Source organism: Sporosarcina soli, assembly GCF_042655805.1.
Classification (GTDB): Bacteria; Bacillota; Bacilli; order Bacillales_A; family Planococcaceae; genus Sporosarcina; species Sporosarcina soli.
Map to the genome: position 1 here is coordinate 545,553 of NZ_JBHSNO010000005.1, position 26,063 is coordinate 571,615.

The 26,063-nt window shown below is 43.4% G+C and carries 30 protein-coding genes and 1 tRNA gene; 10 read left to right on the forward strand and 21 right to left on the reverse strand.

Annotation, left to right across the window (positions count from 1 at the left end; genetic code table 11):
• Positions 1-201 precede the first annotated feature (201 nt).
• The 4 genes from ACFPRA_RS06950 to ACFPRA_RS06965 form a co-directional block, all read right to left on the reverse strand.
• Complete coding sequence (locus ACFPRA_RS06950; RefSeq protein WP_381432059.1) at positions 202-966, reverse strand: TerC family protein; 765 nt, start codon at positions 964-966, stop codon at positions 202-204.
• A gap of 237 nt (positions 967-1,203) precedes the next feature.
• Entirely contained in the window at positions 1,204-4,266 is a 3,063-nt protein-coding gene (locus ACFPRA_RS06955; RefSeq protein ID WP_381432061.1) for an efflux RND transporter permease subunit, read from the reverse strand.
• A 411-nt stretch (positions 4,267-4,677) separates the two neighbouring features.
• Positions 4,678-6,252, reverse strand: a complete 1,575-nt coding sequence (locus tag ACFPRA_RS06960; RefSeq protein ID WP_381432063.1) for a peptide chain release factor 3 — start codon at positions 6,250-6,252, stop codon at positions 4,678-4,680.
• A gap of 161 nt (positions 6,253-6,413) precedes the next feature.
• Positions 6,414-7,904, reverse strand: a complete 1,491-nt coding sequence (locus ACFPRA_RS06965) for a UDP-N-acetylmuramoyl-L-alanyl-D-glutamate--2,6-diaminopimelate ligase (RefSeq protein WP_381432065.1) — start codon at positions 7,902-7,904, stop codon at positions 6,414-6,416.
• 608 nt (positions 7,905-8,512) lie between these two features.
• Between ACFPRA_RS06965 and ACFPRA_RS06970 the strand changes: the two genes are divergently transcribed.
• From ACFPRA_RS06970 to ACFPRA_RS06985, 4 genes are all read left to right on the forward strand, one after another.
• Positions 8,513-8,656, forward strand: coding sequence for a hypothetical protein (locus ACFPRA_RS06970; protein ID WP_239389015.1), 144 nt, complete (start codon positions 8,513-8,515; stop codon positions 8,654-8,656).
• 256 nt (positions 8,657-8,912) lie between these two features.
• Positions 8,913-8,985, forward strand: a tRNA-Val gene (locus ACFPRA_RS06975).
• 265 nt (positions 8,986-9,250) lie between these two features.
• Positions 9,251-9,472, forward strand: coding sequence for a YuzF family protein (locus ACFPRA_RS06980; RefSeq protein WP_381432067.1), 222 nt, complete (start codon positions 9,251-9,253; stop codon positions 9,470-9,472).
• Positions 9,473-9,512: 40 nt separating this feature from the next.
• Entirely contained in the window at positions 9,513-10,406 is an 894-nt protein-coding gene (locus ACFPRA_RS06985; protein WP_381432069.1) for a manganese catalase family protein, read from the forward strand.
• Between the two features lie 148 nt (positions 10,407-10,554).
• Here ACFPRA_RS06985 and ACFPRA_RS06990 read toward each other — a convergent pair whose 3' ends face one another.
• Positions 10,555-10,734, reverse strand: coding sequence for a hypothetical protein (locus ACFPRA_RS06990; protein ID WP_381432071.1), 180 nt, complete (start codon positions 10,732-10,734; stop codon positions 10,555-10,557).
• Positions 10,735-10,944: 210 nt separating this feature from the next.
• Here ACFPRA_RS06990 and ACFPRA_RS06995 point away from each other — a divergent pair, with 210 nt between their 5' ends.
• Positions 10,945-11,340: a helix-turn-helix domain-containing protein gene (locus ACFPRA_RS06995; protein WP_381432073.1), complete on the forward strand. Its 396-nt coding sequence runs from the start codon at positions 10,945-10,947 to the stop codon at positions 11,338-11,340.
• A 63-nt stretch (positions 11,341-11,403) separates the two neighbouring features.
• Here the strand turns inward: ACFPRA_RS06995 and ACFPRA_RS07000 are convergent, their stop codons facing one another.
• The 5 genes from ACFPRA_RS07000 to ACFPRA_RS07020 form a co-directional block, all read right to left on the reverse strand.
• On the reverse strand, positions 11,404-12,054 hold the full coding sequence (locus ACFPRA_RS07000; RefSeq protein WP_381432075.1) for an amino acid ABC transporter permease: 651 nt from the start codon (positions 12,052-12,054) through the stop codon (positions 11,404-11,406).
• 12 nt (positions 12,055-12,066) lie between these two features.
• Positions 12,067-12,717, reverse strand: coding sequence for an amino acid ABC transporter permease (locus ACFPRA_RS07005; RefSeq protein WP_381432077.1), 651 nt, complete (start codon positions 12,715-12,717; stop codon positions 12,067-12,069).
• A gap of 98 nt (positions 12,718-12,815) precedes the next feature.
• Positions 12,816-13,667 carry a transporter substrate-binding domain-containing protein gene (locus ACFPRA_RS07010; RefSeq protein ID WP_381432079.1) on the reverse strand — a complete coding sequence of 284 codons (852 nt, stop codon included), beginning with the start codon at positions 13,665-13,667 and terminating at the stop codon, positions 12,816-12,818.
• 22 nt (positions 13,668-13,689) lie between these two features.
• Positions 13,690-14,418 (reverse strand): amino acid ABC transporter ATP-binding protein, encoded by a 729-nt coding sequence (locus ACFPRA_RS07015; RefSeq protein ID WP_381432081.1) that lies wholly within the window; start codon positions 14,416-14,418, stop codon positions 13,690-13,692.
• A 226-nt stretch (positions 14,419-14,644) separates the two neighbouring features.
• Positions 14,645-15,229 carry a phosphatidylglycerophosphatase A family protein gene (locus ACFPRA_RS07020; RefSeq protein WP_381432084.1) on the reverse strand — a complete coding sequence of 195 codons (585 nt, stop codon included), beginning with the start codon at positions 15,227-15,229 and terminating at the stop codon, positions 14,645-14,647.
• 462 nt (positions 15,230-15,691) lie between these two features.
• Here ACFPRA_RS07020 and ACFPRA_RS07025 point away from each other — a divergent pair, with 462 nt between their 5' ends.
• The 3 genes from ACFPRA_RS07025 to ACFPRA_RS07035 all read left to right on the forward strand — a co-directional run bounded on the left by ACFPRA_RS07025 (position 15,692) and on the right by ACFPRA_RS07035 (position 17,465).
• Positions 15,692-16,423 (forward strand): alpha/beta hydrolase, encoded by a 732-nt coding sequence (locus tag ACFPRA_RS07025; RefSeq protein ID WP_381432086.1) that lies wholly within the window; start codon positions 15,692-15,694, stop codon positions 16,421-16,423.
• A gap of 82 nt (positions 16,424-16,505) precedes the next feature.
• Positions 16,506-17,021 carry a YjcG family protein gene (locus ACFPRA_RS07030; protein ID WP_381432088.1) on the forward strand — a complete coding sequence of 172 codons (516 nt, stop codon included), beginning with the start codon at positions 16,506-16,508 and terminating at the stop codon, positions 17,019-17,021.
• 3 nt (positions 17,022-17,024) lie between these two features.
• Entirely contained in the window at positions 17,025-17,465 is a 441-nt protein-coding gene (locus ACFPRA_RS07035) for a GNAT family N-acetyltransferase (RefSeq protein ID WP_381432090.1), read from the forward strand.
• Positions 17,466-17,535: 70 nt separating this feature from the next.
• On the opposite strand, the gene ACFPRA_RS07040 is transcribed toward ACFPRA_RS07035, so the two are convergent.
• From ACFPRA_RS07040 to ACFPRA_RS07070, 7 genes are all read right to left on the reverse strand, one after another.
• Positions 17,536-17,838 carry a hypothetical protein gene (locus tag ACFPRA_RS07040; protein ID WP_381432092.1) on the reverse strand — a complete coding sequence of 101 codons (303 nt, stop codon included), beginning with the start codon at positions 17,836-17,838 and terminating at the stop codon, positions 17,536-17,538.
• 97 nt (positions 17,839-17,935) lie between these two features.
• Positions 17,936-18,190, reverse strand: coding sequence for a stage VI sporulation protein F (locus ACFPRA_RS07045; RefSeq protein WP_239389026.1), 255 nt, complete (start codon positions 18,188-18,190; stop codon positions 17,936-17,938).
• A gap of 19 nt (positions 18,191-18,209) precedes the next feature.
• Positions 18,210-18,377 carry a YjcZ family sporulation protein gene (locus ACFPRA_RS07050; protein WP_381432094.1) on the reverse strand — a complete coding sequence of 56 codons (168 nt, stop codon included), beginning with the start codon at positions 18,375-18,377 and terminating at the stop codon, positions 18,210-18,212.
• A 109-nt stretch (positions 18,378-18,486) separates the two neighbouring features.
• Positions 18,487-18,849 carry a stage V sporulation protein AE gene (gene spoVAE, locus ACFPRA_RS07055; RefSeq protein ID WP_239389028.1) on the reverse strand — a complete coding sequence of 121 codons (363 nt, stop codon included), beginning with the start codon at positions 18,847-18,849 and terminating at the stop codon, positions 18,487-18,489.
• A gap of 9 nt (positions 18,850-18,858) precedes the next feature.
• A complete protein-coding gene (locus tag ACFPRA_RS07060) occupies positions 18,859-19,860 on the reverse strand; it encodes a stage V sporulation protein AD (RefSeq protein ID WP_381432097.1) in 1,002 nt (333 codons plus the stop codon).
• Positions 19,854-20,309 carry a stage V sporulation protein AC gene (spoVAC, locus tag ACFPRA_RS07065; RefSeq protein WP_381432099.1) on the reverse strand — a complete coding sequence of 152 codons (456 nt, stop codon included), beginning with the start codon at positions 20,307-20,309 and terminating at the stop codon, positions 19,854-19,856. Before spoVAC ends, ACFPRA_RS07060 begins: the two co-directional genes overlap by 7 nt.
• Positions 20,309-20,716, reverse strand: coding sequence for a hypothetical protein (locus ACFPRA_RS07070; RefSeq protein WP_381432101.1), 408 nt, complete (start codon positions 20,714-20,716; stop codon positions 20,309-20,311). The genes spoVAC and ACFPRA_RS07070 overlap by 1 nt, the downstream gene beginning before the upstream one ends.
• A gap of 115 nt (positions 20,717-20,831) precedes the next feature.
• On the opposite strand from ACFPRA_RS07070, the gene ACFPRA_RS07075 reads away from it, so the two are divergent.
• Positions 20,832-21,401, forward strand: coding sequence for a CotY/CotZ family spore coat protein (locus tag ACFPRA_RS07075; protein ID WP_381432103.1), 570 nt, complete (start codon positions 20,832-20,834; stop codon positions 21,399-21,401).
• 134 nt (positions 21,402-21,535) lie between these two features.
• On the opposite strand, the gene ACFPRA_RS07080 is transcribed toward ACFPRA_RS07075, so the two are convergent.
• Both ACFPRA_RS07080 and mgtE read right to left on the reverse strand, forming a co-directional pair.
• Positions 21,536-21,964 carry a hypothetical protein gene (locus ACFPRA_RS07080; RefSeq protein ID WP_381432105.1) on the reverse strand — a complete coding sequence of 143 codons (429 nt, stop codon included), beginning with the start codon at positions 21,962-21,964 and terminating at the stop codon, positions 21,536-21,538.
• 102 nt (positions 21,965-22,066) lie between these two features.
• The gene (mgtE, locus tag ACFPRA_RS07085; protein WP_381432107.1) at positions 22,067-23,440 is read right to left on the reverse strand and encodes a magnesium transporter; all 1,374 of its coding nucleotides are present in this window, start codon (positions 23,438-23,440) and stop codon (positions 22,067-22,069) included.
• 180 nt (positions 23,441-23,620) lie between these two features.
• Here mgtE and prpE point away from each other — a divergent pair, with 180 nt between their 5' ends.
• Positions 23,621-24,361: a bis(5'-nucleosyl)-tetraphosphatase PrpE gene (gene prpE / locus ACFPRA_RS07090; RefSeq protein WP_381432109.1), complete on the forward strand. Its 741-nt coding sequence runs from the start codon at positions 23,621-23,623 to the stop codon at positions 24,359-24,361.
• Here the strand turns inward: prpE and ACFPRA_RS07095 are convergent.
• On the reverse strand, positions 24,345-25,268 hold the full coding sequence (locus ACFPRA_RS07095; protein WP_381434785.1) for an RluA family pseudouridine synthase: 924 nt from the start codon (positions 25,266-25,268) through the stop codon (positions 24,345-24,347). The genes prpE and ACFPRA_RS07095 overlap by 17 nt on opposite strands.
• Positions 25,261-26,061, reverse strand: a complete 801-nt coding sequence (locus ACFPRA_RS07100; RefSeq protein WP_381432112.1) for an NAD kinase — start codon at positions 26,059-26,061, stop codon at positions 25,261-25,263. The genes ACFPRA_RS07095 and ACFPRA_RS07100 overlap by 8 nt, the downstream gene beginning before the upstream one ends.
• Positions 26,062-26,063: the final 2 nt, after the last annotated feature.

Genomic DNA, 26,063 nt, shown 5'->3' on the forward strand with positions numbered 1-26,063 from the left:
ATCAAATCGAACAGCGAAGGGTTCGATTTGCCTTAATTTCTGCGTTTGTTGCAGTAATTAAGGCACTTAGATAAGATCAATTAACTCCTTTCAAAGAAAGTGGGGGCTTCTGTAGCTGACGTTTCGCTTTCAGTACAAAAACATTTGCTGAATCAAGAAAAAACGACAGCCTGTAACAAGCTGTCGTCACCAAAAATAAAATTATCCATTCAGTTTTTCCCGGTTTTGCCTAACACCGACTAAATAGCCATTCACTGCGATTCCCGCAAGAACAATCCAGAATGTCGTTTTCCATAAGGTTGAATGTGGGAATGCCGGATCGATAATCTGTAAGGCAGGATGTGCCAATGTAAGAACGACCAATTTGACCCCCACCCATCCAACAATTAGAAATGCCGCTGTTTCCAATGCAGGATATTTCTCAAGGAGCACAACAAACTGACGTGCCGCAAATCGCATGATAATCAGACCGATGATTCCACCTAATAACATGACGGAGAATTGTCCTCCGTTAATGCCTCCAACATGGAAGTTACCAAGTTCAGGCAACGTTACAGCAAGTGCTACTGCAGCCAACATCGAATCGAGTGCAAATGCGATATCCGCGAGTTCGACTTTCAAAACGGTCATCCAAAAACCGGATTGCTTACGAGGCTTGGCATCGGGATGATCATCTTCCTTCCCTTTGCGCGAATCATAAATATTTTTAATCGAGATGAACAATAAATAAGCTGCACCGAGCGCCTGGATCTGCCAAATGTTCACTAAGAACGTAATCATGAACAATGCCGCAAACCGGAAAACAAATGCCCCGAATAACCCATAGAACAAGGCTTTTTTCTGTTGGGCTTTCGGCAAGTGTTTGACCATGACTGCCATGACCACTGCATTATCCGCCGCCAACAATCCTTCCAATACGATCAGTACTACAAGGACCCATGCATATTCCAATAAAATTGCTTCCAAATTGATTCCTCCTATTTGACAATATAAAAAGACCCTCACCTAATAAAAAGGCAAAGGTCTCGCTAAGTCAGAATTCCGAAGAAAATTCAGCTATCATAACCGATGGCAAACGCCATGTATTGACGACTATGAAATAGGTTTCCCTATAGCTACTCCCCTTTGACGCGACGTCAAAAGATATTAAGTTGGGTGCTTTTGTTCTATTATACCACCGCTGACTGAAATGTAAACGGAAAATCATTTTCCGTTTACATCCTTCCTTGTCTCTTTTTCAACCAGGCTATAAATGACCGGAACAATATACAATGTCAGTAATGTTGAACTGAGTAAACCACCGATGACAGCAATCCCCATCGGCTGGTTTATTTCCGTCCCTTCCCCGATCCCCAACGCCAGCGGCAGCAATCCGAGCAATGTCGTCAATGCTGTCATGAAGATCGGACGTACCCGCTCCCGTGAGGCGGCGAGAATGGCTTCATACGAGTTTAAGCCCGTCTCTTTCCGTTGATTGATGTAATCGACGAGCACGATGCCGTTATTGACAACAATCCCTACAAGGACAAGAACACCGATAATTGCCGGAACACTGATCGGTGTACTTGTCCCAAACAGTCCGATAGCGACACCAACGACCATAAGCGGAACGGAAAACATGATGACAAAAGGATACTTGAATGATTCGAACTGCGCTGCCATGACAATATAGACAAGAACGACAGCCAGGAGGACGGCCATGAGCATATCGTCGATCGCGTCCTCAAATAGCTCCCGATCGCCACTATAAGCCAGTTCGGTCCCTTCTGTCAAATCGAGCTGATTGACCGTTTCATTCACTTTTTTCGTCATCTCTCCTAGTGATTTGGAAGATGTATATTTGACAGTGAAGTTGACGGAATGGGCTTGATCAATTCGCCGAATGGCTACCGGACCTTCCTCAATCGTGACAGCCGCGACTTCGTCGAGTGTCACAAATGCTCCGGTTGGTGTTCTGAGCTTCAATTTCTTCAGTTTTTCCACCGTATTGCGATATCTTTTATCATATATAACATTAACGGCAAACACTTTACTGTTCTCACTTATAATGTGTGTCGCCATCGTCCCTCTTGTAATCCCGTTAATTGCTTGGGCGATTGGATAAGGTAGCAAACCGAGTGCGGCAGCCTTTTCCCGATTGACCTCGATTCGAATTTCTTCCACTGTATGCTGAAGATCATTCGTCACTTCCATTACCGAATCCAATGCCTTCAGTTCTCGCTCCATTTTCCCCACAGCTTCATGAAGTCTTGCGACGTCTGTATCCGTTAGCGAAAAAGAAATGGCATTTGGATTAGATCCGGCTGCCGTTTGCATATTGAAACCAATTTTTGCATCTTTTCCAACCAACTGTAGCATTTCAGGTTGCACATCATCTACAAATTCAAAAACAGAACGATCGCGCTCTGTAAGTGGAACGAGTTTCACATAGATTTCTGCGACGTTCGCCTTCGTAGAGCCTTGCACAATCCCTTCTTGCGTTCCACCGACAAGACTGACATAGACGTCCACTTCCTGTTCCTCCTGCAAGCGCGCCTCGATGCGCTGCACGACTTCATCTGTCGTAGCCGGTGACGTCCCGTTCGGCAACGTGACGGTCATACTGACATACCCCTCATCGGTTGCAGGCAAGAATTCCGTCCCCACTTTGAATAAACCGAAACCGCTGATTACAAGCATCACTGCCGTGACACCTAAAATAGCCAAACGATGTTGAATTGCCCATTTCACAGATCTTTCATAACGGTTCAACGCTTTTGAACGACGTCTGCGTGCCTCGATATTTTTCTTCGGCTTCTTCAGCATACGGCTTGCCATCATCGGCACGACAGTCAATGCGACAACAAGAGAGGCAAATAAACTGAACGCAATCGTCAACGCGAATTCCGTGAAGATCTGTCCGATCAAGCCACTTATGAAAACGACCGGAACGAAAACGGCAAGCGTCGTCAAAGTGGACGCTGTAATGGCTCGACCGACTTCTTTCGTCCCTTCGGATGCCGCCTGCCTCGGCGGTTTTCCCATCGCCAGATGCCGTTCAATATTTTCAATAACAACAATTGCATTATCGACAAGCATACCAATACCAAGTGCCAGCGCTCCGAGCGTCATAATATTCAAGGAAAAATCCGCGAAATAGATGAGGACAAACGTAACGATCACAGAGTAAGGTATAGCAATCCCGATGATAATCGGGCTCTTCATTCCACGCAGGAACAAAAACAAGACGAGCATCGCGAATAGACCACCGAGAAGAAGCGATTGTCCGATATTGCCGATCGCCAGTTTCACATAATCGCCCTGGTCGAAGAGAATATTGGCTTGGATATCGGCAAACTCTTCTTTGGCCAACAGCTTGGCCAGCGCGTCTTTAAATGAAGTCGAGACAGCCGCCGTATTCGAACCCGATTCCTGCAACACGGACATCAATACCGCTTGCTGACCGTTGGATCGCGTTTGCATGGATGATTCGGCCTCAACAAGTGCCACATCCGCCACATCAGCAATCGTCACCTGCGCACCGGTGAGCGGATTGACACCGGCAATGACGCCTCGGATATCCGAAATCGTCGTCAACGTGCTTACAATACGGGTTGTCAGCTGCTTGCCATCCGCTGTGTCGATCGGCTCGCCAGGCATGGACATATTGTTTGCTTGAATCGCTTGGACGATATCCGACTGGACAAGCCCATTCGCTTCCAGCTTTTTCTGATCAAGGATAATTTGGACTTCTTGTACCAATTTCCCTGCTATCGTCACATTTGCGACGCCCTCCGTCCGTTGCAACTCTGTTTCCAACTGTTCCGCAAGAAGCCTGACATCTGCTCCTTCCGCGTTGGAAGACAAGGCAAGTTGAATGACCGGAAATTGAGAAGGATCGAATTTCATAAAACGCGGTTTGCTCGCGCCATCCGGAACAGTCACCTGTTCCAAGCGTTGCAGTATATCGAGCTGAACATCGTCAATCTTTGTCGACCAATTGAATGACAATAAGATGAAATTTGAACCTTCTTGCGAGGAAGATTGCATTGTCTTCAAGCCCGGCGTCGTCGATAAACTTTCCTCCAGCGGTTTGGTCAGCTTATCGCTCACCTCTTCAGGAGACGCACCCGGATAACTTGTCACAACGACTGCAATCGGCGGTTTCAATTCAGGAATAAGCGTCACAGGAACCTTAAAAAAAGAGACCGCCCCAAGCAGTATGACAAGGAACATCGTGACAATCGTCAACACAGGTCTTTTTATTGAAAAATCACTTATTTTCATAGATGACGCTCCTTTCTTCCAATCAGCGCTCACTTAATCATATGCAATGTTGAATTTGACTTCAAATATCAGCATCTATTTAACTTGATTCAGCAAATCTTTTTGTACTGAAAGCGAAGCGTCAGCTACAGAATTCCCCACTTTTATCAGTGGCGGGATGAATGTCAAAATGCATTTTAAATCAGGGGGAGTACAAACTCTATGCTGATTAGTGGAACTCAGGCTAAGTTCGCCGCGTCCTGAATGAAAGTGCCTTAATTTCTGCAAAAAACCGCAGAAATACGGCAAATCAAACCCTTCGCCGTTCGATTCGCAATTCAAAATCTGGACGCAATCACGCCGAGGCGTGATTGATTGTCAAATGAAGAGAAACCCGGCAAGACGTCTGCTTCGTCCAACCGGGTTCTTGTTTTATAAAAGGCTATACAATCGGATATCCGGGTGTTTGTCATGGAACCAGCGCATTGCGAAATCGTTCTCGAATAAAAAGACAAAATTATCGTATCGATCTTTCACAAGCATTGCACGTTGCCCTGCCATCGATTCTTTCACATCGCCTTCATTTTCAATCCAGCGTGCCACTTTTGAACCGATATGCTCCATATTTACTTCCACATTGTATTCATTTTTCATCCGATGCTCGAACACTTCAAACTGCAACTGTCCGACAGCCCCGAGTAAAACTTCCTCCGTATGGAGTGTTCGGTAATATTGAATCGCGCCTTCTTGTACGAGCTGTAAAATCCCTTTATGGAATTGCTTCGATTTCATGACGTTTTTCGCAGTGACACGAACAAATAGCTCCGGCGTGAACTGTGGCAAAGCATTAAAGTGGAAAGAGGATTTGCCGCCGATCACCGTATCCCCGATTTGGTAGTTCCCTGTATCGTGCAAACCGATAATATCTCCTGCGACTGCTTCATTGACAGTTTCACGGTCATCCGCCAAAAACTGTGTCGTCTGCGTCAGTTTGAATGTTTTCGAAATCCGCGGAACGGTTACGGTCATTCCCCGTTCAAACGCTCCAGAGACGATGCGGACGAATGCAATCCGATCCCGGTGCATCGGGTTCATATTCGCTTGAATTTTAAAGATGAAGCCAGAGAACTCTTCCGCATACGGATCGATATCCGTTTCTTCCTTCGTTTGCCGTGGTTGCGGAGATGGTGCAAACTGTAAAAATGTCTCTAAAAATGTTTGAACACCGAAATTTGTCAACGCGCTGCCGAAAAAGACCGGTGTCAGTTCACCTTGCGCCACTCGTTCCTCATCAAATTCATTGCCCGCCTCATTTAGTAAAAGCACATCTTCAAGCGCTTGCCGGTAATAAGATGTTTCTTCCATTGGATGTGGCTCTGCAAGTCCACCGTCTTCATTCAAAGCGAGAAAGCGGTGAGCTTCGTCAACACGCACTTGCTCAATCCGCTTATTGAAACGGTCATAGATACCGAGGAATTCTTTCCCCATTCCGATCGGCCAGTTCATCGCATACGATTCAATGCCCAGCACTTCTTCCAACTCTTCCATCAATTCAAGCGGTTCTTTCCCTTGACGGTCCATTTTATTGATGAAAGTAAAAATAGGAATTCCGCGCATCCGGCAAACTTTGAATAATTTAATGGTCTGCGGTTCAATCCCTTTTGCGGAGTCAATCATCATAACTGCCGCATCGACTGCCATCAATGTCCGATACGTATCTTCACTGAAATCTTCGTGACCGGGCGTATCCAAAATGTTAACGCGTTTCCCATCGTAATCGAATTGCATGACAGAGGAAGTAACCGAAATCCCCCGTTGCTTCTCAATTTCCATCCAGTCTGACGTCGCGAATTTCCCCGTCTTTTTTCCTTTTACAGTTCCTGCATCACGGATTGCCCCACCGAAATACAGCAATTTTTCCGTTATCGTCGTTTTTCCCGCATCCGGGTGGGATATAATTGCAAACGTACGCCGCGATGCAATTTCATCATGTATTGGTTTTTCCATCTTCTATAATCTCCTTCTGTTCTGCTTTTTTAAGCATAGACACTCTGCACGCTGATTTCAACATTTTTTATTTCTATTTAGTAGAAGATTTCCACGGTGGCACCTTATTTCCTGAACAAAAAAGAGCCGGCCCTTTCGAATGGGCTCGACCCTCTTTACGATCACTTTTTCACGGCACCTTCTCCAAATCTCTTCCCTGCTTCTTCAAGAGCAATGGCTGCATCTGAATGCGGATACTTTTCATTGCCGATGATTTGGAAATCCTCATGGCCTTTTCCAGCAAAAATGATAATATCATCCTTTTCCGCAATGGCTACCGCATGGCGGACAGCTTCCGCGCGGTCGCCGATGCAGGCATACCCTTCGTGCTGCATACCGGCTGCCAGTTCTGACAAAATGGACTCATATGGCTCGTCCCTTGGGTCATCCGTCGTCAAGATGACATATTCGGCGACGGATGCTTTTTCTGCCATAATCGGCCGTTTGATCCGATCCCGATTACCTCCGGTGCCGATCAGGAAGATCAATTTTTGGCCTTCCTTCTTATAAGGAAGCACCGCAGCGATCGCTTTTTCAATCGCGTCCGGTGAATGCGCATAGTCAACATACATCGTGAGCGGCAATTCAGTCGGTACAATCTCCATCCGGCCTTTAACAGATGGAATCTTTCCAAGAAGAACGACGATTTCCTCGACAGTCATCCCTTTTGCAGATAATGCCGCAATGGCTGCAAGCGCATTGTAAACGCTGAACTCACCAATCAATTTCATCTCTACGTGGAATTCGCCTTCCGGTGCTTGAAGCGTAAAGACTGTACCGTCCGCCTTCAGTTCGATATTCGTGGCGCTAAATAATGCATCATTCTGGATACCATACGTTAAAACCGGATAAGGCGTCATCTTCGTAAACTTGTCGCTCCATGGATCATCCGCGTTGACAACCGCAAACTTGCGCTTTTCCAAGTCTTGTCCAAGCTGGGCGAATAAAAGCCCTTTCGCATGCCCGTATTCTTCCATCGTGCCATGAAAATCGAGATGATCATGCGTTAAGTTCGTGAAGATCGCAATATCGAATTCCGTCCCTGCCAAACGCCCTTCGACAAGGCCGTGTGATGATACTTCCATCGTCATCGTTGTGCATCCCTCTTCGGCTGCACGGGCAATCATCCCTTGCGTCGTCAACACATCCGGCGTCGTATTTTCCGTTTCGTACAAAACGCCATCCAATTCAAAGCCGATCGTCCCCGAAACAGCAGACATCTCGCCCGCTTGCCGCAAGATCGCATGTATAATACCGCTAACGCTCGTTTTGCCATTCGTCCCGGTTACACCGATCATCGTCATCCGCTTGGAAGGATAATTGTAAAAACGGGGTGCAAGCAAGGTGATGGCACGTGCCGTATCTTCCACGAGAACGACTGCCACTCTATCCAAGTCAACGTCAACCGGCTCCGAAGCGACAATCACCCGTGCACCGTTATCGATTGCCTTGCCGACATAATGATGGCCGTCCACCGTGAATCCTTTAATGCAGACGAAGACTCCACCGGCATTCACCGCCCGAGAATCGACCGCAATATCCGTTACAGTTGGCGGTAAAGTTCCTGCAACCTGTTTTACTGGTAACACAGCTAATAATGATTGTGTTTCCATCCAATCCCTCCCTATTCAATTCATCATCGATGATGTGACATCGTTATATTTATCTTTTTTTCGTTTAGTCAAATCGAATATCCAAAAAAGATTGCCATGCAAACGATCTGTTCTTATTATACTTTTTTCTTTAACGAGCGTCATCCATGTCCAAAGAAATAACCCATACGAACGATTCTTTTCGAAAAGTGAATCAATTACACCTCGGCGTAATTGCATCCAAATTTCGAATCAATCTTATCGAAAGAAGTCAATATTTCAAAAGAACTGTCTTTTCGTGTAACAATAAGTTCCGACCAAATACACAGTTTTAGAACATCTTTTTCTCCATATACTGTAGAGGACATTCCCTTTTGTTGAATGAACTAATCAACTAACAAAGGAAGGTCCAATGCAATGCCGGCATACTCTTTGTTGCAATGATTCATCTTTTAGTAAATATTTTTTGAAAAGAGGACGCTTCTAAGAAGGATGCCCTTTTCTCAGCTTTTTTTGTATCGATAACTGAATAGGTCTTACGATTCCTTTTTCACCTTTCACGTTTCGCTTCACAACACGTCAGGGAATAGAATGTTCAAACACCAAAGATCATAAAGGAGGAAATGGACATGACTACAACAGAAACATGGTGGGAAACGATTTTTGAAGGAAACCTATCATTAGGGATGAACAAAGAACGCTTTACCGAACTTGAAGATGAAAATTTCCTATACTTTGAAGAGGAAGAACAAATGCAGGAGCATATACACTGATTCTCATTGCCATTCAATTGTCGAGTGTAACAATTTCCATAGAAGAACCTTAAAACAGCTTTTCCGGATGGTTAGGGAAAAGCTGTTTTTTATACAGAGACTTCCGTAAGAGAAGTAAATATGCGATGCTTCCCTCCTTTTCACGCGAAATGAACATGTTTTACAGCTTTTTAAAAAAGTTTTAGAAAAAGTGTTGACTTATTTACCAAACAGTCTATAATAAGAAATGTGCTTAAGACAAGCGCAACAAAATCCCGGTTCCATAGCTCAGCTGGGAGAGCACTACCTCGACAAGGTAGGGGTCGGCGGTTCGAGCCCGTCTGGGACCATAGCGATAAACTTGTAGTGTATACAGGTTCATAGAAAAACACTTTCTGATTATAGAAAGTGTTTTTCTTTTTTTGCCAACATATTGACGGCTTTACTTTAAAAGCTGAAACCAGTGAACTATAGAATGTTAATGAGCTAGTACATCCCCTACTACTCAAGCTTCCCGTATATCACCTCAAAATCTCTTCCTCTTTTATTCATGACTCATACCTCCCTATCCTTATCCATATACTGAAACGATTCAATTGAAAAGGAGGGATAGTAATGAACGTTCAGCAATCTAAAGTCGATATGGTCAGTTCATATGATCCTTATTTCTATCAAACCTTATTAAGTTTCAGATCGCGGAATGTCGTTGTAAATACGACGAAAAACCCTTTGCAAGGGATATTAACAACGGTGATGCCTGATCATATTGTCGTTGAAGTGAGCGGCACACCTTTTTATGTTCGCGCACAAGAAATTGTATGGGTCACAACCACATGATGGTGCTAGAATGCACTCATTTTTTGAAGGGAGATTAAACATGTTTAAACGTGTAAACAAATTAGCGATCGAGCTTCCCATACCTGAATACGGAGACGCGAATGCGGCGGCAGCAGTTCAGGAATTATTGGGTGGACAATTCGGGGAAATGTCGACACTTAATAACTATATGTACCAGTCCTTTAACTTTAGGCAAAAAAGTAAATTAAAACCCTTCTACGATCTAGTGGCCAGTATTACAGCAGAAGAGTTTGGGCATGTCGAACTTGTATCGAATACGATAAATATTGTCGGTAAAGGATCATCTTTTAATGCAGCCCCCGATCTTACCCCACTACAAGATGGAAAGAATAAACGGAATACACATGCTTTCATCGCAACTGCTCAGACTTCCATTCCGGGTGACTCGATAGGACACTTCTGGAACGGAAGTTATGTATTCTCCAGTGGAAATCTAGTGCTGGATCTATTACACAACTTCTTTCTGGAGTGCGGCGCAAGAACCCATAAGATGCGGGTGTATGAAATGACCGATCACCCGACAGCTAGGGAAATGATCGGCTATTTGCTCGTCAGAGGTGGGACGCATATCCTCGCTTATGCCAAAGCGATTGAAATGGCCACCGGGACAGACTTAACAAAGATGCTTCCAATACCTAATCTGGATAATCGTGCATTCGATACGGCCAGAAAATTTGAGGATCGAGGATTAGGCAACGTTTTGTTTACGTGGAATGACGATGGTGAATATAAGGATATTAATCAAATTTGGAAAGGCACCAACCCGGCTAGTGGAGAAACGCTAGTCGTTCAAGAAGGCAGTCCAAAAGGCGCCAAAATTCCTGATCTTGACGATTTGCCTGAAATGTTTGCACCTGGGATCGGACCGGACGAATACCAACAAATCGCGAAACGGCTTTTATCAAATATGTAAACAACTTCTATCGGAAAACGACATTCGTCCGATTGTCGAATCAAAAAGAGGTGACCACTCAGCATGAGCAGTCTCCTCTTTTAAAGCTTTATCAGTGAACCGCCCTATATACCCTATACGTATTGCCCAATCGAGACATCCGCTCCTTCTATTTCGCCTTCACATTTACCCGGAATTCATTTATTTGCGTAATCGTTTTTTGCAATTGTTCCGTTTGATCAATCGCTTTCTGAAATAGATCGACGAGCTCTGATAAATTCTCAATGCCAACTGAAAGTTCATTTACTTTCATGCCGGTCTCTCTTGATTTTTTTATTTCATCTGACACTTTTTCTAGCCCTCCTAACAATTCCCTTAAACTTCATGATACCCCTCATTCGTCACATCCCTTTCAGCTAGTTCTTTACGTCTAACTACCACTTTATAGAAACAGTTTGTTTCTGTCAATATCATAAGAAACGTTTCGTTACTTTTATAGAAAGGAAACTTTTTGTTTCTTATAATGAAGTTAGTAATCATTTTAAGAAGGTGCATTCGAATGTTGGGGAAAAGACTTGCTAAGCTTCGAAACGATAAAGGGTTAAGTCAATACGAGTTAGCAGAAATACTTGGCTTTTCAAGAGGGAAGCTCGCCAATTATGAGCAAGGGAGCCGACAACCCGATTATGACACATTGAAAATATTCGCTAGGTACTTCGGGGTATCTACAGACTATCTTCTAGGTAATTCTGACCGCATCGAATCTTCACAAACCGTTACGGTTGATGACCAGAATATTACATTTTCAACGGAAGAATTGCATCTTTTTGAGGTATTGAAAAAACACCCCTCGTTATTCCAAGATTTAGCAACAGATCCCGAAACAAAAGTGAGGGAGTTATCCAAACTTTATCGAATGAAAAGAATCCTGTTAGATGAGGATGAAGACGATTAATTTAAATCAAATCAAAAAGGTGATGTATCGTAGCCGGACGATACATCACCTTTTTACATACGATTATGCCGTTTTCAACTCAAGTCTTCTAGCAAGTAATGACAATGCATAATTGACGACGAAGTACATGACCGCAATCAGGATGAAGAGCGGTATCGTTTCGTTCATGTGATGCGCCTGAACGATTCTTGTATTATGGAGCAATTCCGGAAGAGAGATCACAACTGCAAGTGATGTATCTTTCAAAAGAGAAATGAATTGACTCACAAGATTGGGGACCATTCGTCTTAGCGCTTGAGGCAAAATGACCGTCCTCATCGCTTGGATATAAGTAAGCCCTGATGATCTGGCCGCTTCCATCTGTCCCTTTTCAATTGAATTCAGCCCGCCACGGACAATTTCCGCCAGCATCGCTGACTCAAAAATAGTCAGTGCCACAATGGCAGAAACAGTAATACTCAAGTTAATTCCTAATTCCGGAAGAGCAAGATACGTAAATAATATAATCAACAGCAATGGCAAGTTCCGTATAGCTTCTACTAAAACAGCTAGCACCTGTGAAAGGACAGGGATTTTAGCAAAACGCAACGTACCGATCGCCCCTCCAATAATAAAGCTGAGCACAATCGAAATGAAGGCCACTTTTAGCGTGATGTAAAATCCCTCCATTAAAAATGCTAGATTATCTGGAGAAAATGCACCTGTAAACTCCATGACGGCACCTCCTTAGTAGCTTTTGGCAAGACGTTTTTCAAGATGTCCTACGCCTAAACTTAATGGGATCGTAATGAGCAAATAAAAGATTGCAGCAAATATGTACACATCCAAAACAACATACGTCTTAGCTGAAATGAGATCGGCTTGATACATGAGTTCGGTACCTGCAATCAGTGCTAGAATGGACGAGTTTTTCACTAAATTGATAAACTGGTTTCCGATAGGAGGGATAACGATTTTTACAGCTTGGGGTAATATGATCATTCGCATTGTTTGCATATAGGTTAAACCTGAAGATCTAGCTGCTTCCATCTGACCTTTTGGCACCGCTAATATACCCGAACGAATGGCTTCACCGATAAAAGCAGATGTATAGATCGTCAGTGCAATCGTTCCTGCAGTAAATCCTGATAAGTTTAGCCCAAGAGTGGGTGTACCATAATAAAAGAAAAAAGCGATAACCAGCAGTGGGATGTTCCTGAAAAACTCAACATATGCAGTCCCAAACCATCGTAATGGTGCGATCGGCGTAATTCTCATGACCGCAATAATGGCACCTATAAAAAAACTGGCTATTAGTGCAATAAAACTGATTGTCAATGTAGCGATGAACCCATCCCAATACATATCGAAGTATTCCGTCAATATAGAAAATCTCATTTTCATTCCCACCTCACTTAACTTAATCAGGATGGGCAACTAGTTGCCCATCCTGATTTTAAGCATAACGAGCTATTATTTAGTACGGAAGCATCCTTTTACTTCAACAATCCTTCAAACCAACTGTCATAAATCTTATCGAATTCTCCACTCTCTCTTAGAGATTCCAACGCAGCATTCAGTTCATCCAAGAATTCCTTTTCCCCTTTTTTCACCGCAATTCCATAAGGCTCTTCTGTAAATTTCTCACCAACAAGTTCAAACGAATCATCTTCAGAAGCCATTCCTGCGAGGATGGAGTCATCTGTTGTTAACGCTTCCCCTTTTCCAGCTTGTAGCGCTGTAAATGCCTCCGCATAGTTTTCAAACTCCAATACCGGTGCATCTGGAGCTGCCGCCCGGATATTATCTGTCGATGTAGAGCCTTTCACCGCTAGTACGGTTGTGTCTTTCGTCAAATCGTCAATGCTTTGAACAGGACTTCCTTTTTTCACAAGAAGGGATTGACCCGCTTCAAAATAGATATCCGTGAAATCGACTTCTTTACTGCGTTCTTCTGTAACGGTCATCGTTGCAATAATGGCATCAATTTCCCCTTTATTCAGTAACGGAATTCTTGTTTTAGAAGTAACTTCTTTAAATTCGACTTTCGTTTCATCTCCAAGGATTTCCTTTGCCAATTGTTTGGCAATATCAATATCAAACCCTTCAACCTCTCCTGTAGAAGGGTTTTTCAAGCCAAATAATTTCGTATCATTTTTCACGCCAAAAATAATCTTGTCACGATTTTTAATCTCTTCGAGAACATTTGCGTTTACGTTTTCGCTTTCACCCTCTGCTTCGCCATCTGAACCCGACGTATTGTCCTCACCCGAATTACAAGCAGCCAACAGCAGAATCGACATCAGGGCTACTACCATCAATAAAAGAAATTTTTTTGTCTTTAACATGCACACATCTCCCCTTTTGTTTTTAATGATTTAAAATACGGCTGAGAAATAATCGCGCTCGTTCTTCTTTTGGATTTTCGAAAAACTCAGCCGGAGCGGCCTCTTCTAAAATTTTTCCTTGGTCGATAAAGACAATCCTATCGCCCACTTCTTTGGCAAATCCCATCTCATGTGTCACGACGACCATGGTCATTCCTTCTTTCGCGAGCGCTTTCATTACATCCAACACTTCGCCCACCATTTCTGGATCCAGAGCAGAGGTCGGTTCATCAAACAGCATGATATCCGGTTTCATGGCCAATCCTCTAGCGATCGCCACACGCTGTTGTTGCCCTCCCGACAACTGAGATGGAAAGGAGGATGCTTTGTCCGGAATCCCGACTTTCTTCAAATAGAATTCCGCAGTCTGTTTCGCCTCGTCTTTTGAAACCCCCAACACATTGATAGGCGCTAGCGTAATATTATCTAGAACTGTTTTATGTGGATATAAATTAAAGTGTTGGAAGACCATACCGATATTACGTCTTACTTTATTAATATTTGTTTTTTTGTCACTCAGCTTCATCTCGTTCACAATAAGCGAACCTTCCGAAATAGTTTCAAGTCTGTTAATACATCTAAGCAATGTACTCTTCCCTGAACCTGATGGTCCGATAATGACCACGACTTCTCCCTTTTGGATCGTGAGGTTGATATCTTTTAGAACATGAAAATCACCATAATACTTATTGACTTTTTCAAATGTAATCATGTCATTCCCCTTTCTCTCCCTTCGAAACTCCTAAAATTCAAGTTCATAGAGAGTTCAATCATTTCTGAATACTCATGTGTACCTGTCATTATAGCCATAGTTTTACAAATTGTCCATCTAGTATTTCATTTTTATATAATTAAATAATTCTAAAGTAGGATTACGTGAAGACAAAAAAAAACCCAAAAGAATGAAGAGTTCTTTTGGGTATACCTAGTCAAATCAATTAAGTTTGTGCACCATCCACATTCGTTTCAGGCATAGTTTCCTCCGGTGCAATATCTTCGAATGTCTCGCCTTTTTCAGCCAAATCACGCGTTCGATGTGCAATGCGCGAAGCCGCGCACGCTGCGACGCTGGCAACAAGATCGTCTAGGAATGTATGGATGCCTTTCCCTTTCTTTGTATCGAGCTCATTGATGATCCCGATCTTATTCTTATCGAGATGACCAAATGTCGTAACAGCGATGGAGCCATATGTAAACACAGCACCGAGTGCAATCGTTTCATCGACACCAAACAGACCTTCGTCCGATTCGACAATTTGCTGGAGCGGACCAGACAATTTCCCCTGTTCCGCTAACTCATCCAATTCAATACCGACTAAAATGGCATGTTGCAATTCCCGTTTCCGTAGCACCCCTTCAACCGATTCGATACAATGTTCCATTTGAAGCCCTGCATTATACGGGAGTTGCATTTCAAAAACGATTTCTGCGATCGACTCCAATGTCACCCCGCGTCGCAGTAATGCCTCTTTGGTCGCTTCAGTTACTAATTTTGAATGAACAATCTTCTTTTTATCAAACATACGCGCTCATCTCCCTTTTCGAATTACTTTCAAAGACAATGGAACCATTATACCTGTTAACTTGATTCAGCAGAAGTCTCCCACTTCCATTAGTGGCGAGATAAATGCCAGAAGGCATTTCAATCAGTGGGAATCCAGACTCCCTGTAGCTGACGCTTCGCTTTCAGTACAAAAAGATTTGCTGATTAGAGGAACTCAGGCTAAGGTCGCCGCGTACAGAAAGTGCCTTAATTTCCGCAAAAAACGCAGAAATACGCCAAATCAAACCCTTCGCTGTTTGATTGGCAACGCTTGAGTGACCAACGCCCTGTTGGCCCAAGCCTCCGGCGGATGTCACAGATTTTGAAAGGAGTTAATTGAGCTTTGCGCAATTCAAAATCTGGACGCAATTACGCCGAGGCGTAATTGATTCACGAATATGATACACTCTCTATACATCCCCATTTTTAGGAGGCATCATGCATGAAATACGGAAAAATTGAAGACATTTCGATTTACAGCGAATCGCTGGGCGAAGAGATGCAACTGCTCATCCACTTGCCGGATAACTATTCCCCCTTATTTAAATATGAGGTGCTCATCGCATCGGACGGAAAAGATTATTTCCAATATGGCCGTATTGGACGCGTGGTCGACCAATTGATGGAGGAAGAAGAGATTGAAAATATTATCGTCGTCGGGGTCCCCTATAAAAGCGTTCCCGAAAGAAGACGAATGTATCATCCTGACGGAGACCGCAGCGAAGCTTATATCCGTTTTCTTGCACATGAGCTCGTGCCCTATTTGGATAAAGAATATCCGACAAACCAAATAGGAACTAGCAGAGGGCTGATTGGCGATTCTCTTGCAGCGACAACATCATTACGTGCAGCATTGAAGTACCCTAATATATTCGGAAAAGTGATACTTCATTCCCCCTATGTCGATGACTTGGTCCTAAAAGAGGTGGAGGAGGCAAAGGATCTCTCCTCCATTTCAATTTATCATATTATCGGTGAAGAAGAGACCGAAGTGAAAACAACGGTAGATGGCATCCAAGATTTCCTGACCCCCAATCGATTATTAAAAGATTTGCTCGAAAAAAAAGGTATTCCTTACTTCTATGAAGAATTTAAAGGGAACCACACTTGGAAACATTGGCAACCCGATGTTCCCCGCGCTATCAAAAAGGTCTATGGCTATTCGATAAATTAAGTTAACCGGACATCGGTTGATTATTCTGTTATAATCGATAGTATAAAAATTTTATATCATTCTAATGAGGAGGTCTTGTACTATGAAATACGGCATTGTTGCATTCCCATCTAAAAAACTCCAAGATCTGGCAAATGCTTACCGGAAACGTTATGACCCGCATTATGCACTGATTACACCCCATATGACCATTAAAGGTGTTTTCGAAGCGAACGATCAAGAAATCGAAGAGGTTGCAAAGGCAATCCAAAAGGTGACGACTAAACATGATCCATTCGAATTGAGTGTTTCGAAGGTCGGTACATTTGCACCTATTACGAACACAATCTTCTTTAAAGTCGTTCCTAACGATGCATTACTTGCATTGTACAAAGACCTGAACCATGACTTCTTCGGTGATGAGCCTGAATATGCTTTTGTTCCACATATTACCATTGCACAAAAACTTTCATCTGGTGAACATGATGATATTATCGGTCAATTGAAAATGGTCGGTGTTGATCATACCGAAACGATCGATCGACTTCACCTACTTTATCAATTGGAAGACGGATCATGGACTGTCTATGAAACTTTCCGTCTTGATGAGGACAATTAAGCGTTGTTTATGGTAAGAATCGCAACTTCTGACCTTGAAAGAGAACATGCATTTTCTGTCAGAAGAAAAGTGTTCGTGGAAGAACAAGGCGTGCCCCTGAACTTGGAAATCGATGATTTAGATAAAACGGCAACCCATTTTGTTGTCTATTCATCAGATACCCCAATCGGTGCCGGCCGCCTGCGAATGACGACTGACGGTGTAGGGAAAGTGGAACGGGTCTGTATATTGGAAGATTTTCGCGGAAAGCATCTAGGTAATCTTGTGATGCATGCGCTCGAAGAACATGCGCAAGAAACAGGGTTGACGAAAATTGTTCTGAATGCCCAGTCCTATGCAATACCTTTCTACGAAAAATTAGGTTATGTTGTGACATCCCCTGAATTTATGGATGCGGATATCCCGCATCGTGCAATGGAAAAACATATTCTAGAACCATCCTGAAGCACTTTTAGCTTCCAAAGGTTAAAAAGTTCGCCTTGCTGAATCAGCAAGGCGAACTTTTTCATATCTATTAAACGTATTTATTGACAAACAAGCCTTTTCCAGTAATTTTAGCGAGAATCGGTGAAAGGTTGTCGTGATTCGGACCATTTCCCTTTTCATAGGAAGAGGGAGGTGAAGCAATTGCCGTCCTCTTCTTTTCATCATAGACATTTAAATGATTTTGCTCACTTAAAACATCACGACTCAATAATTCTTCAGTGAAACTCACTTTTGCTACGCGATCGATTTTCGTGAATTTAGAAGGCTCCATATTCATCCGTTCTGCATATTGTTGGGATTGAATGGAGTGGATCGGTAAAAGATACCCCATTGCTCACACCCCCCTCTTCAAAAGTTAGTTTCTACTCTATATTTCTATATCCATATGTTGCGAACTCCAAACCTATTCTCCGAAATTTCTTCTATTCTTACTGTCTACCCAGCATATTTTGGATGTCTTGGATATTTACTGATTTTCCATCTGAGACAATGGAGCGCACCAGTTCATCTTCCATCTGCTGCGGAACGTCTTTCTTAGCAAGCTTCCCAACTTTTCGTATGATTTTCCTCACTTGGCGTTCATCACTGAAATCCGCATATTGAATGGCATTTGCCAGCGCAAACACTTCTTCCATCGGGACGCCGGTTTTTGATTCGATTTTCCGGAAAAATGAATCATTCATATGTTATCCCCCCTTCTAATTAGCAAAAACTTTTGCCCACAATAATGAGCAAGATAAAGAGAACAACAATTAGAACGAATGTCGAACCGCCGTAGTTATTGCATTTACCTCCATCAAAATAGCCGAAGCTAGGCCCGTAACCGTATCCGCCTCCACATCCCCATCCATCTGGATAGCCTCCATACATGAAAATCCCCCCTTCCTTCTCCACATATAATATGCAAAGAAGATTTCGAAGGAGGGGCATACGCACAGATTTTAAAAAGCCGATAATGGCGTACTTATTTTGGTACGATTCAAATCTTTCCCTTCGGTTTAAAAAATACCGAAGCAATAAATCCGAAAAGAATAGCCGCGCTGATTCCAGAACTTGTCACCTCAAACATACCTGTCAACACACCGATCAAACCATGCTTTTCTGCTTCTGCCATTGCACCATGTGTCAAGGAATTTCCAAACGACGTAATCGGAACAGTGGCACCCGCTCCAGCAAAATCGATTAACGGTTCATACAGTCCGAATCCGTCCAATATCGAACCGGCCACAACGAGAATACACAAAGTATGCGCAGGGGTCAATTTAGCTACATCGAATAACAACTGCCCGATTACACATATCAGACCCCCGACAATAAATGCTGTTATGAAAATTGAAATCATTTATCCCACTCATTTCATCGTTAATTCGACTGCGTGCGCGATGCAAGGGATCGTATCTTTTTGTTGAAACGATAATGGCGACAACAGTGCTCCTGTCGCGATTAACAGAACCCGTTGATATTCACCTTTCATCATTTTACCGATCACCTCGGAAAAATAGACTGCCGCAGAACAACCCGCTCCGCTTGCTCCCGCTAAAAACAAAGGATCATCCCCGTAAAATTCGGCGCCTGCATCTCGGAAATTTTCTGTAATCTGGATGCCTTTATTCCCTGCCAGTTTTTTATAAATTTCAAATCCAGACTTTCCGAGATCGCCTGTCATAATGCAATCATAATCACTCTCTTTCGTCTGATGGCCTTTCAGATGACGATAGAGCGTATCCGCTGCAGCCGGTGCCATCGCGGCTCCCATATTGAGCGGATCGGTCATCCCCAAATCCACAGCAGTTCCTATCGTTGCACATGTAATAGAAGGTGTTCCCTTTTTTTGTGGTGTCACTACAGCTATACCGGCCGCCGTAACCGTCCATTGAGCAGTTTCAGGCTTTTGTGCGCCATACTCGACCGGATAGCGGAATTGCCTTTCAATCGCATTATGCTGACTAGAGGCACCCACCACTGCATATTTAGACATGCCCATTTCGGTTAACAGTGCAGCCATGATCGTGGTAGATATGGATGTCGCACACGCAGAAAACATGCCAATATAGGGGATTTCCAAAGTCGTTGCACTAAAATTGGAAGGTGTCATCTGATTGACTAAGTCGCCAATGAGTAAATAATCGGCGTCACTTGGATTGGCATCCACTTTACTAAGCGCGATCATACAAGCGTCTTCCATCATCTTGGCATGCGCATGTTCATTCGTTTTTGTATCACAACGCTCATCATCATAGATCTTATCAAACTGATCACTGAAGGGACTTTGCTTTTCCAACGGCCCTGCAGTCACACCGGTCGTGGCAATGGAAGGCATCGTTTTAAAGGTTAACAGCCCTTTTCTTACCATGACACCACTCCCAATTTGACAAGTATCGTTTTAATAAGCGCAACAGCAAAAGCGGAAAACACGCCAAACAGGATAACCGATCCCGCTAATTTAAACATGTTTCCCCCTACTCCGAGTACATATCCTTCCGACTTATGTTCAATCGCGGCAGAAACGACTGCATTACTGAATCCTGTGATCGGTACAGCACTACCTGCCCCACCGAATTGGCCGATTTTCTTATATATACCAAAGCCGGTAAGAAGCATCGCAATGAAAATCATTGTTGCAACGGTCGGGTTACTGGCTGTCCTCTCCGTAAAATCAAAAAAAGACATATAAAATAAAGAGATGAATTGACCGATCAAACAGATTGTCCCGCCCGTCAAAAATGCAAAAAACATATTGCGTACCAACGGCGTTTTCGGTGACATGTCCTGCTCCAACTTTGCATACTTTTTCTCGTCCATTATGTCTCTTCCTTTAGCAATGATTTTAATTTCTTTATCGTTTTATCGATATCTTTTTTCTCATCCGAATCGATGAGCTTATTCGCTTCCATCCATATTTTACTGTCTGCTGATATGGTCACTTCACGATCCGGATATTGCTTTTCCAGTTCCTTTTTCAGTTCCTTTTCAATTTTATCCTTTTTGAATCGAGAAAATGCTTTGAGGGAAATCCCTGCTACCACTTCATCTTCATGGAATATCGTGGCAGCGGAGGCTACTCGCTTATCGTTTGTGAATAATTCTTTTGCCTTTTCAGACTCCCCATTCGCCCCATCATAACTGCGGATTCCATTCCACGAACAGCCGGAGAGTAAAATAAGTGTGAAAAACAGCATGACAACTTTTCGAATACGCGTCCCCTCCATTTTTTCTCAGTATGCCTTTTCCTTCTTAACTTTATTCATAACCAGTCCGTCTGCCCGTTTATCCCGAAACCTGTCGCATAAAGTAATAAAGAATTGAGAAAAGGAGGTGGAATGAATGGGATGTGGAAGAAATGAAGATGTTAGAGAAGTCCGTCATCACGATAATTGTATTTGCGAGGTCGTTCGTGCTATTAAACGGATTCAGGACATGCGGGAAGAACTGGACTGTGATGATTGTAGAACAGACTGTTTCTTGACTCCTCTAGGCAGTTTAAGCCCATCACGGCGACGTCCGAACACACGGGTATTTACGCTATCAACAGATGATGGTGATCTTTTCAAAGCATTTTTCAAGCGTGGGAGAAGAGAGAGAGAGTTTGAAAGAGAACTCAATGTAGAAAATGAAAGAGAAAGAGACAGTGATTGTGATCGCGAAAACTGCTTTTCTGTCTTCTTTAGAGTTCAAAACGTATTTGACAATTGCTGTGCAACATTAGAAGTTCTTGAACCACGTGACGAAAGAGGCAGAAGAGTAAATCTCTTTAAACATGGCAAATTTGATTTTAATGAATTTTGTAAAGTTGAAAGATTTGAAAGAACAGGTTCTTGTATTACCGTTGACTTGAAATGCTTCTGTGGTGTTCAATGTTTTAGAGATGTGCACCTTCAATGTGACGACGATTAATTGATTTGACCTGCAATGCTCAGTTTGCCCGATTGGCTTGTGCCAATCGGGCAAACTTTTAGTTGCAAAGTCCATTTTCATTCGAAATACCATCAAAAAAAGCAGAACGAAAGAACCCGTTCCGCCTTCTTTTTTTAGCTTTCAACGAATGGATTCCCGCGCCAAAGAATTTCTTCGATTCTCCCCATTTCGATGGCAACGAATTCTTTCTCCCCTTCCGCCATTTCAATAATCAATGTTTCGCCTTCTATCTTTTCAATGGTCCCTTTCACTTTTTCTTCTCCCATTACAAACTGAAGTGGTCGATACACTTGGCGGGCAAATGGGGATCCGAGATAATTGATCCTTCTAATGATGGAGGGATCAGGCATTTTTTGTAAAGGCCGTTCCTCTTGCACTTCTTGGATTACTTGCTGCTCTATTTCTTCTAGACCGTCTTGTGCAACGACTTGGCTCTCATCTTCATTGGTGACAAAAACCGACGTGCTTTCTTCATCCTTTATCGTAACTTTAATATAAACAGGTGGCCCTTGAACAAACATTAACGGTTCATTTCGGAACATGAATAGCACATCCTTTCTAAAAGCATTATATGCACCCAAGTTGCCCAAAGTTCTATCAAAATCGGTATGGCGCCTGCTAAATAAAAAAAGCTTTCATCGGTTTTATAAATCACCAATGAAAGCTGTTGCGAGACCAAGATAGATAATAATACTGATGACGTCGTTCAATGTCGTGATGAAAGGGCCTGATGCAACTGCCGGGTCAATTTTCATCTTATGCATGAACAACGGAATAAAAGAGCCCGAAATCGTTGCAACAAATATGGAAACGAGAATGGCTGCCCCAACGAGAAGACCTATGATAAATTCATGCTTCCATACATAGATCAGTCCGACAACAAAAACCGCGCATAGTAAACCCGTAATCAAGCCGGTTCCAGCTTCACGTAACAGCAGCTTGAATTTGCTTTCATCTTCCACGTCCCGAGTTGCAATCCCACGCACTGCAACAGCGAGCGCTTGCGTTCCGCTATTCCCAGCAGTTCCCGCAATTAGGGGTATGAAGGCTGCCAATAAAGCCACTTTCGATATCGTTTCCGTAAACAAATCAATTAAATTAGCAGTCATCATGCCGAGTACTAATAGTATCAATAACCAGGGCAATCTCTTTTTAGCCGCGGAAAAGGAGTTTTTATCGAACGTATCCATATTGGAAACGGCGGCAAGTTTCGAGTAGTCATCAGACGCCTCTTCATCGAGGACATCGATAATATCATCGACCGTTATGATGCCGAGAATATGTTGTTGAAAATCAACAACGGGAACGGCAAGGAAATTATAGTCTTTGATCATTCGTGCAACTTCTTCTTGATCTTCTGAAACAAGTACACTGACAACACGTTCATTCATAATCGAACTGATTAACGTATCCTCGTCCGCGATGATTAAATCCCTCAAGGAGACGACTCCCGTCAGTCGATTATCGTCATCTACAACAAACACATAATAAATCGTTTCCGCTCCTGGTGCCTCATTCCTCAAAATGGTCATTCCAGAACGGACCGTCGAGTTTTGCGGCACCGTTACATATTCAGTTGTCATAATGGAACCGGCTGTGTATTCCTCATAATGAAGCAAGGCCTTAATTTCAGTTGCAGCATTTTTATCCATTAATGTCAAATAACTGACAACTTGTGATTTATCTAGTTCCTTCAGGACATCTACCGCGTTATCGACGAACATATAGGAAATCATGTCCGCTGCATACGTCGTGTCCATCTCCTGAAGGAACTGTTTGTATTCATCCGCATCAATTTCACTTGTCTCGAAAATCTCCGCAAGCTCTTTAGGTGACAAATATCGGTAAATCCTTTTTCGTAATTCGGGTTCGACCTTCTCGTAGAATAGAGCCCGATCATACGGATGAAGAAGTAGATATTCTCCCCTAAAAGTTCGTATATCCTCATGAAGAAGCGTATCTTTTAGCTTTTCCTCATCGAGATTAATTTCCTCTTTGTATTCTTCATTTTCATACATAACTACACCTTCTTTCTTCACTGGATTCAACCAGGGCTAGGCCTTCAGCTTATTGAGTATGAGTTGATATCCTTACACTATTATGCTGCGGCTGAATCAATCCCAACTCTGCATCTCCACATCAATTCAGGGTAATCTATAGCTATAGGAAACACAATCGATGGAAGGATGAGAGCGGATATGAAATTTGATATTATCGGCGACATTCATGGCTGTTACCAAGAATTCGTATCGTTAAGTGAAAAGCTCGGCTATAGGATGGAAGACGGTTTACCGGTGCATCCCGACGGAAGAAAACTCGTTTTTGTCGGAGACGCTATGGATCGGGGACCAGACTCCCTCAACATGTTGCGACTGCTTTTCAAGATGCAGGATGCAGGTATTCTCCAATATTCCCCGGGAAATCATTGCAATAAACTTTACCGCTATGCGAAAGGGAATAACGTAAAACTGGCACATGGACTGGAAACGACGGTAGCTGAAATAGATGCACTACCTGCTATGGAACGGATCTCATTTTTAAATCGCTACCGTCAATTTTACGAAGCGCTTCCCTTATATCTGATGCTAGATGATAACAAGCTCATCGTGTCACATGCAGGAATCCTTGCCAATATGATCGGTGCACCTTATTCGGAAAAAATACGTGTTTTTGTCCTCTATGGAGATATCACCGGCAAGAAATTGCCAGATGGAAGACCCGTCAGACGTGATTGGGCCAAACATTATAAAGGCGATGCTTGGATTGTCTATGGTCATACACCTGTAAAAGAAGCACGCTTTGTCAATCATACCGTCAATGTAGATACCGGTTGTGTGTTCGGTGGAAAATTAACCGCATTGCGATTCCCAGAAATGGAAGTACTATCTGTCCCTTCTTTGCAATCTCTCATAGAAGAGAAATTTACGACGTTTGACTGATCATACATTGCATATCGTGGGGTAGGTCGCTGTTAAAAAGTTGATAGATCCCTGTTAGCGGATTTGTAAATCCAAGCTTTGCACAGTGCAAAGCTTGACGTCCGATTATTTCAGTTGATCCTCCATATAGATCATCTCCGCTCAACGGATGCCTCTTCCACTGCATATGCACACGGATCTGATGCGTCCTTCCCGTTTGAAGGACAAGCTTAACCAATGCCAAGCTTTGTCCATTTCGTTGCAATCGTCGAAGGACCTCTACATCAGTCCGAGCATACTGCCCATCTGGACGCACGATCCGCTTAATGATACTTCCTTCTTTCCGTCCGAGCGGCTGTTCGATCACAAAACGATCTATTTCGGGCCATCCTTCAACAATGGCCTTATATTCGCGATGAAATCCGGAAGCCATCATCTGCTCGCTTAACAGATGATGGATATGCCGGTTTTTAGCAATGCATAGGAGTCCTGACGTATCCCGATCCAGTCGCGTAACGACATGGACCGTAGCCGGAAGTCCTTCACGAGCAAATTTGCCGGCCACAAGATTGGCAACTGTGCCCGTTGGATGGTCACGGGATGGGATGGTACTTTTCCCCGCGGGTTTGTCCACAATGATGAATGCCTCATCTTCATAGAGGATGGACAATTCCCCTTCTTCTGGCTGCAATCCCGCACTTGGTTGCTCGGGGGGAAAATGAACAGCTACTAGATCTCCTTTTTGCAATAGATGACGGACATTTCGTTCAATCCCATTCACTGAAATATGTCCGCCCTCATATTTCGTCGCAGTCAACGTCCTTCTGGAGATGCCTTTCGCATGTAGGAATTCACGCAGCAGGACATCGTCTTCCTCCACATGGAATGTCAGCCTGAATCGTGGGTCTTGCCCGTCCCTATTAATCATCACTGTCGATGAATGAATCCTGGACGCGTTTCCAAAATGGGAATGAACGGAAACGTGCAAACCGGACTCTTTCATCTGCCACCGTGTACTCAATCGATTTCACATCTTTGTGGAGCAGCTGCAAATGATCGATGGTCACCATGAAGTCTGGACTATTCACGGGCGTGAGCACGCATTTATGATGATCCGGCAATACGAGTGGCGAGCCGACCGTACGAAACACCCGATTGTTAATAGATGCCATTTCAGTTAATTGAAAGGCAGAGAGGGAAGGATGAATAATGGCCCCCCCAAGCGCTTTATTATATGCAGTCGAGCCGGAAGGCGTGGAAGCACAAAGCCCATCGCCTCGGAACCGTTCAAAAAGCTCTCCATTCAATTCCACATCCATGACGAGTGTCACGTCAGGAGACTTGACGGTCGACTCATTCAACGCCAGATACTTTGCACTTTCTTTCATATTTTGGTAGTTAATGGTCACCTCAAGCAATGGATATTCGATCACATTGAATTCCATCCGTGCAATGGAAATGACCAGTTTCTCCAACTCTTCAGGCTTCCAGTCTGCGTAAAATCCAAGGTGGCCCGTATGAATGCCGACAAATGATGTGTATGGCAAACGATGCTGGTACTTATGGAATGCATGCAATAATGTGCCATCTCCACCGATTGACAGAACGATTTCCGGTTCCTCTTCATCGAAAACGAGACCAAAATCTTGTAAGTAGTTTTTCGCTTCGTCCATTAGCCGATTCGATAATGCATCATTCCTCGATTGTATGGCAAACCTCATAC

Excerpts from the sequence above, each read along its gene's own strand:
- ACFPRA_RS07095 (WP_381434785.1), bottom strand. The coding sequence starts at position 25,268 with ATGATTAATAGGGACGGGCAAGACCCACGATTCAGGCTGACATTCCAT.
- ACFPRA_RS06985 (WP_381432069.1), top strand. The coding sequence starts at position 9,513 with ATGTTTAAACGTGTAAACAAATTAGCGATCGAGCTTCCCATACCTGAA.
- ACFPRA_RS06970 (WP_239389015.1), top strand. The coding sequence starts at position 8,513 with ATGACTACAACAGAAACATGGTGGGAAACGATTTTTGAAGGAAACCTA.
- ACFPRA_RS07015 (WP_381432081.1), bottom strand. The coding sequence starts at position 14,418 with ATGATTACATTTGAAAAAGTCAATAAGTATTATGGTGATTTTCATGTT.
- ACFPRA_RS07025 (WP_381432086.1), top strand. The coding sequence starts at position 15,692 with ATGAAATACGGAAAAATTGAAGACATTTCGATTTACAGCGAATCGCTG.
- ACFPRA_RS07100 (WP_381432112.1), bottom strand. The coding sequence starts at position 26,061 with ATGAGGTTTGCCATACAATCGAGGAATGATGCATTATCGAATCGGCTA.
- prpE (WP_381432109.1), top strand. The coding sequence starts at position 23,621 with ATGAAATTTGATATTATCGGCGACATTCATGGCTGTTACCAAGAATTC.
- ACFPRA_RS06995 (WP_381432073.1), top strand. The coding sequence starts at position 10,945 with ATGTTGGGGAAAAGACTTGCTAAGCTTCGAAACGATAAAGGGTTAAGT.
- ACFPRA_RS07045 (WP_239389026.1), bottom strand. The coding sequence starts at position 18,190 with ATGAATGATTCATTTTTCCGGAAAATCGAATCAAAAACCGGCGTCCCG.
- ACFPRA_RS07000 (WP_381432075.1), bottom strand. The coding sequence starts at position 12,054 with ATGGAGTTTACAGGTGCATTTTCTCCAGATAATCTAGCATTTTTAATG.
- ACFPRA_RS07040 (WP_381432092.1), bottom strand. The coding sequence starts at position 17,838 with ATGGGGTATCTTTTACCGATCCACTCCATTCAATCCCAACAATATGCA.
- ACFPRA_RS06955 (WP_381432061.1), bottom strand. The coding sequence starts at position 4,266 with ATGAAAATAAGTGATTTTTCAATAAAAAGACCTGTGTTGACGATTGTC.
- ACFPRA_RS07005 (WP_381432077.1), bottom strand. The coding sequence starts at position 12,717 with ATGAGATTTTCTATATTGACGGAATACTTCGATATGTATTGGGATGGG.
- ACFPRA_RS07030 (WP_381432088.1), top strand. The coding sequence starts at position 16,506 with ATGAAATACGGCATTGTTGCATTCCCATCTAAAAAACTCCAAGATCTG.
- ACFPRA_RS07020 (WP_381432084.1), bottom strand. The coding sequence starts at position 15,229 with ATGTTTGATAAAAAGAAGATTGTTCATTCAAAATTAGTAACTGAAGCG.
- ACFPRA_RS07050 (WP_381432094.1), bottom strand. The coding sequence starts at position 18,377 with ATGTATGGAGGCTATCCAGATGGATGGGGATGTGGAGGCGGATACGGT.
- spoVAC (WP_381432099.1), bottom strand. The coding sequence starts at position 20,309 with ATGGACGAGAAAAAGTATGCAAAGTTGGAGCAGGACATGTCACCGAAA.
- ACFPRA_RS07010 (WP_381432079.1), bottom strand. The coding sequence starts at position 13,667 with ATGTTAAAGACAAAAAAATTTCTTTTATTGATGGTAGTAGCCCTGATG.
- ACFPRA_RS06965 (WP_381432065.1), bottom strand. The coding sequence starts at position 7,904 with ATGGAAACACAATCATTATTAGCTGTGTTACCAGTAAAACAGGTTGCA.
- mgtE (WP_381432107.1), bottom strand. The coding sequence starts at position 23,440 with ATGTATGAAAATGAAGAATACAAAGAGGAAATTAATCTCGATGAGGAA.
- ACFPRA_RS06960 (WP_381432063.1), bottom strand. The coding sequence starts at position 6,252 with ATGGAAAAACCAATACATGATGAAATTGCATCGCGGCGTACGTTTGCA.
- ACFPRA_RS07060 (WP_381432097.1), bottom strand. The coding sequence starts at position 19,860 with ATGGTAAGAAAAGGGCTGTTAACCTTTAAAACGATGCCTTCCATTGCC.
- ACFPRA_RS07075 (WP_381432103.1), top strand. The coding sequence starts at position 20,832 with ATGGGATGTGGAAGAAATGAAGATGTTAGAGAAGTCCGTCATCACGAT.
- spoVAE (WP_239389028.1), bottom strand. The coding sequence starts at position 18,849 with ATGATTTCAATTTTCATAACAGCATTTATTGTCGGGGGTCTGATATGT.
- ACFPRA_RS07070 (WP_381432101.1), bottom strand. The coding sequence starts at position 20,716 with ATGGAGGGGACGCGTATTCGAAAAGTTGTCATGCTGTTTTTCACACTT.
- ACFPRA_RS07080 (WP_381432105.1), bottom strand. The coding sequence starts at position 21,964 with ATGTTCCGAAATGAACCGTTAATGTTTGTTCAAGGGCCACCTGTTTAT.
- ACFPRA_RS06980 (WP_381432067.1), top strand. The coding sequence starts at position 9,251 with ATGAACGTTCAGCAATCTAAAGTCGATATGGTCAGTTCATATGATCCT.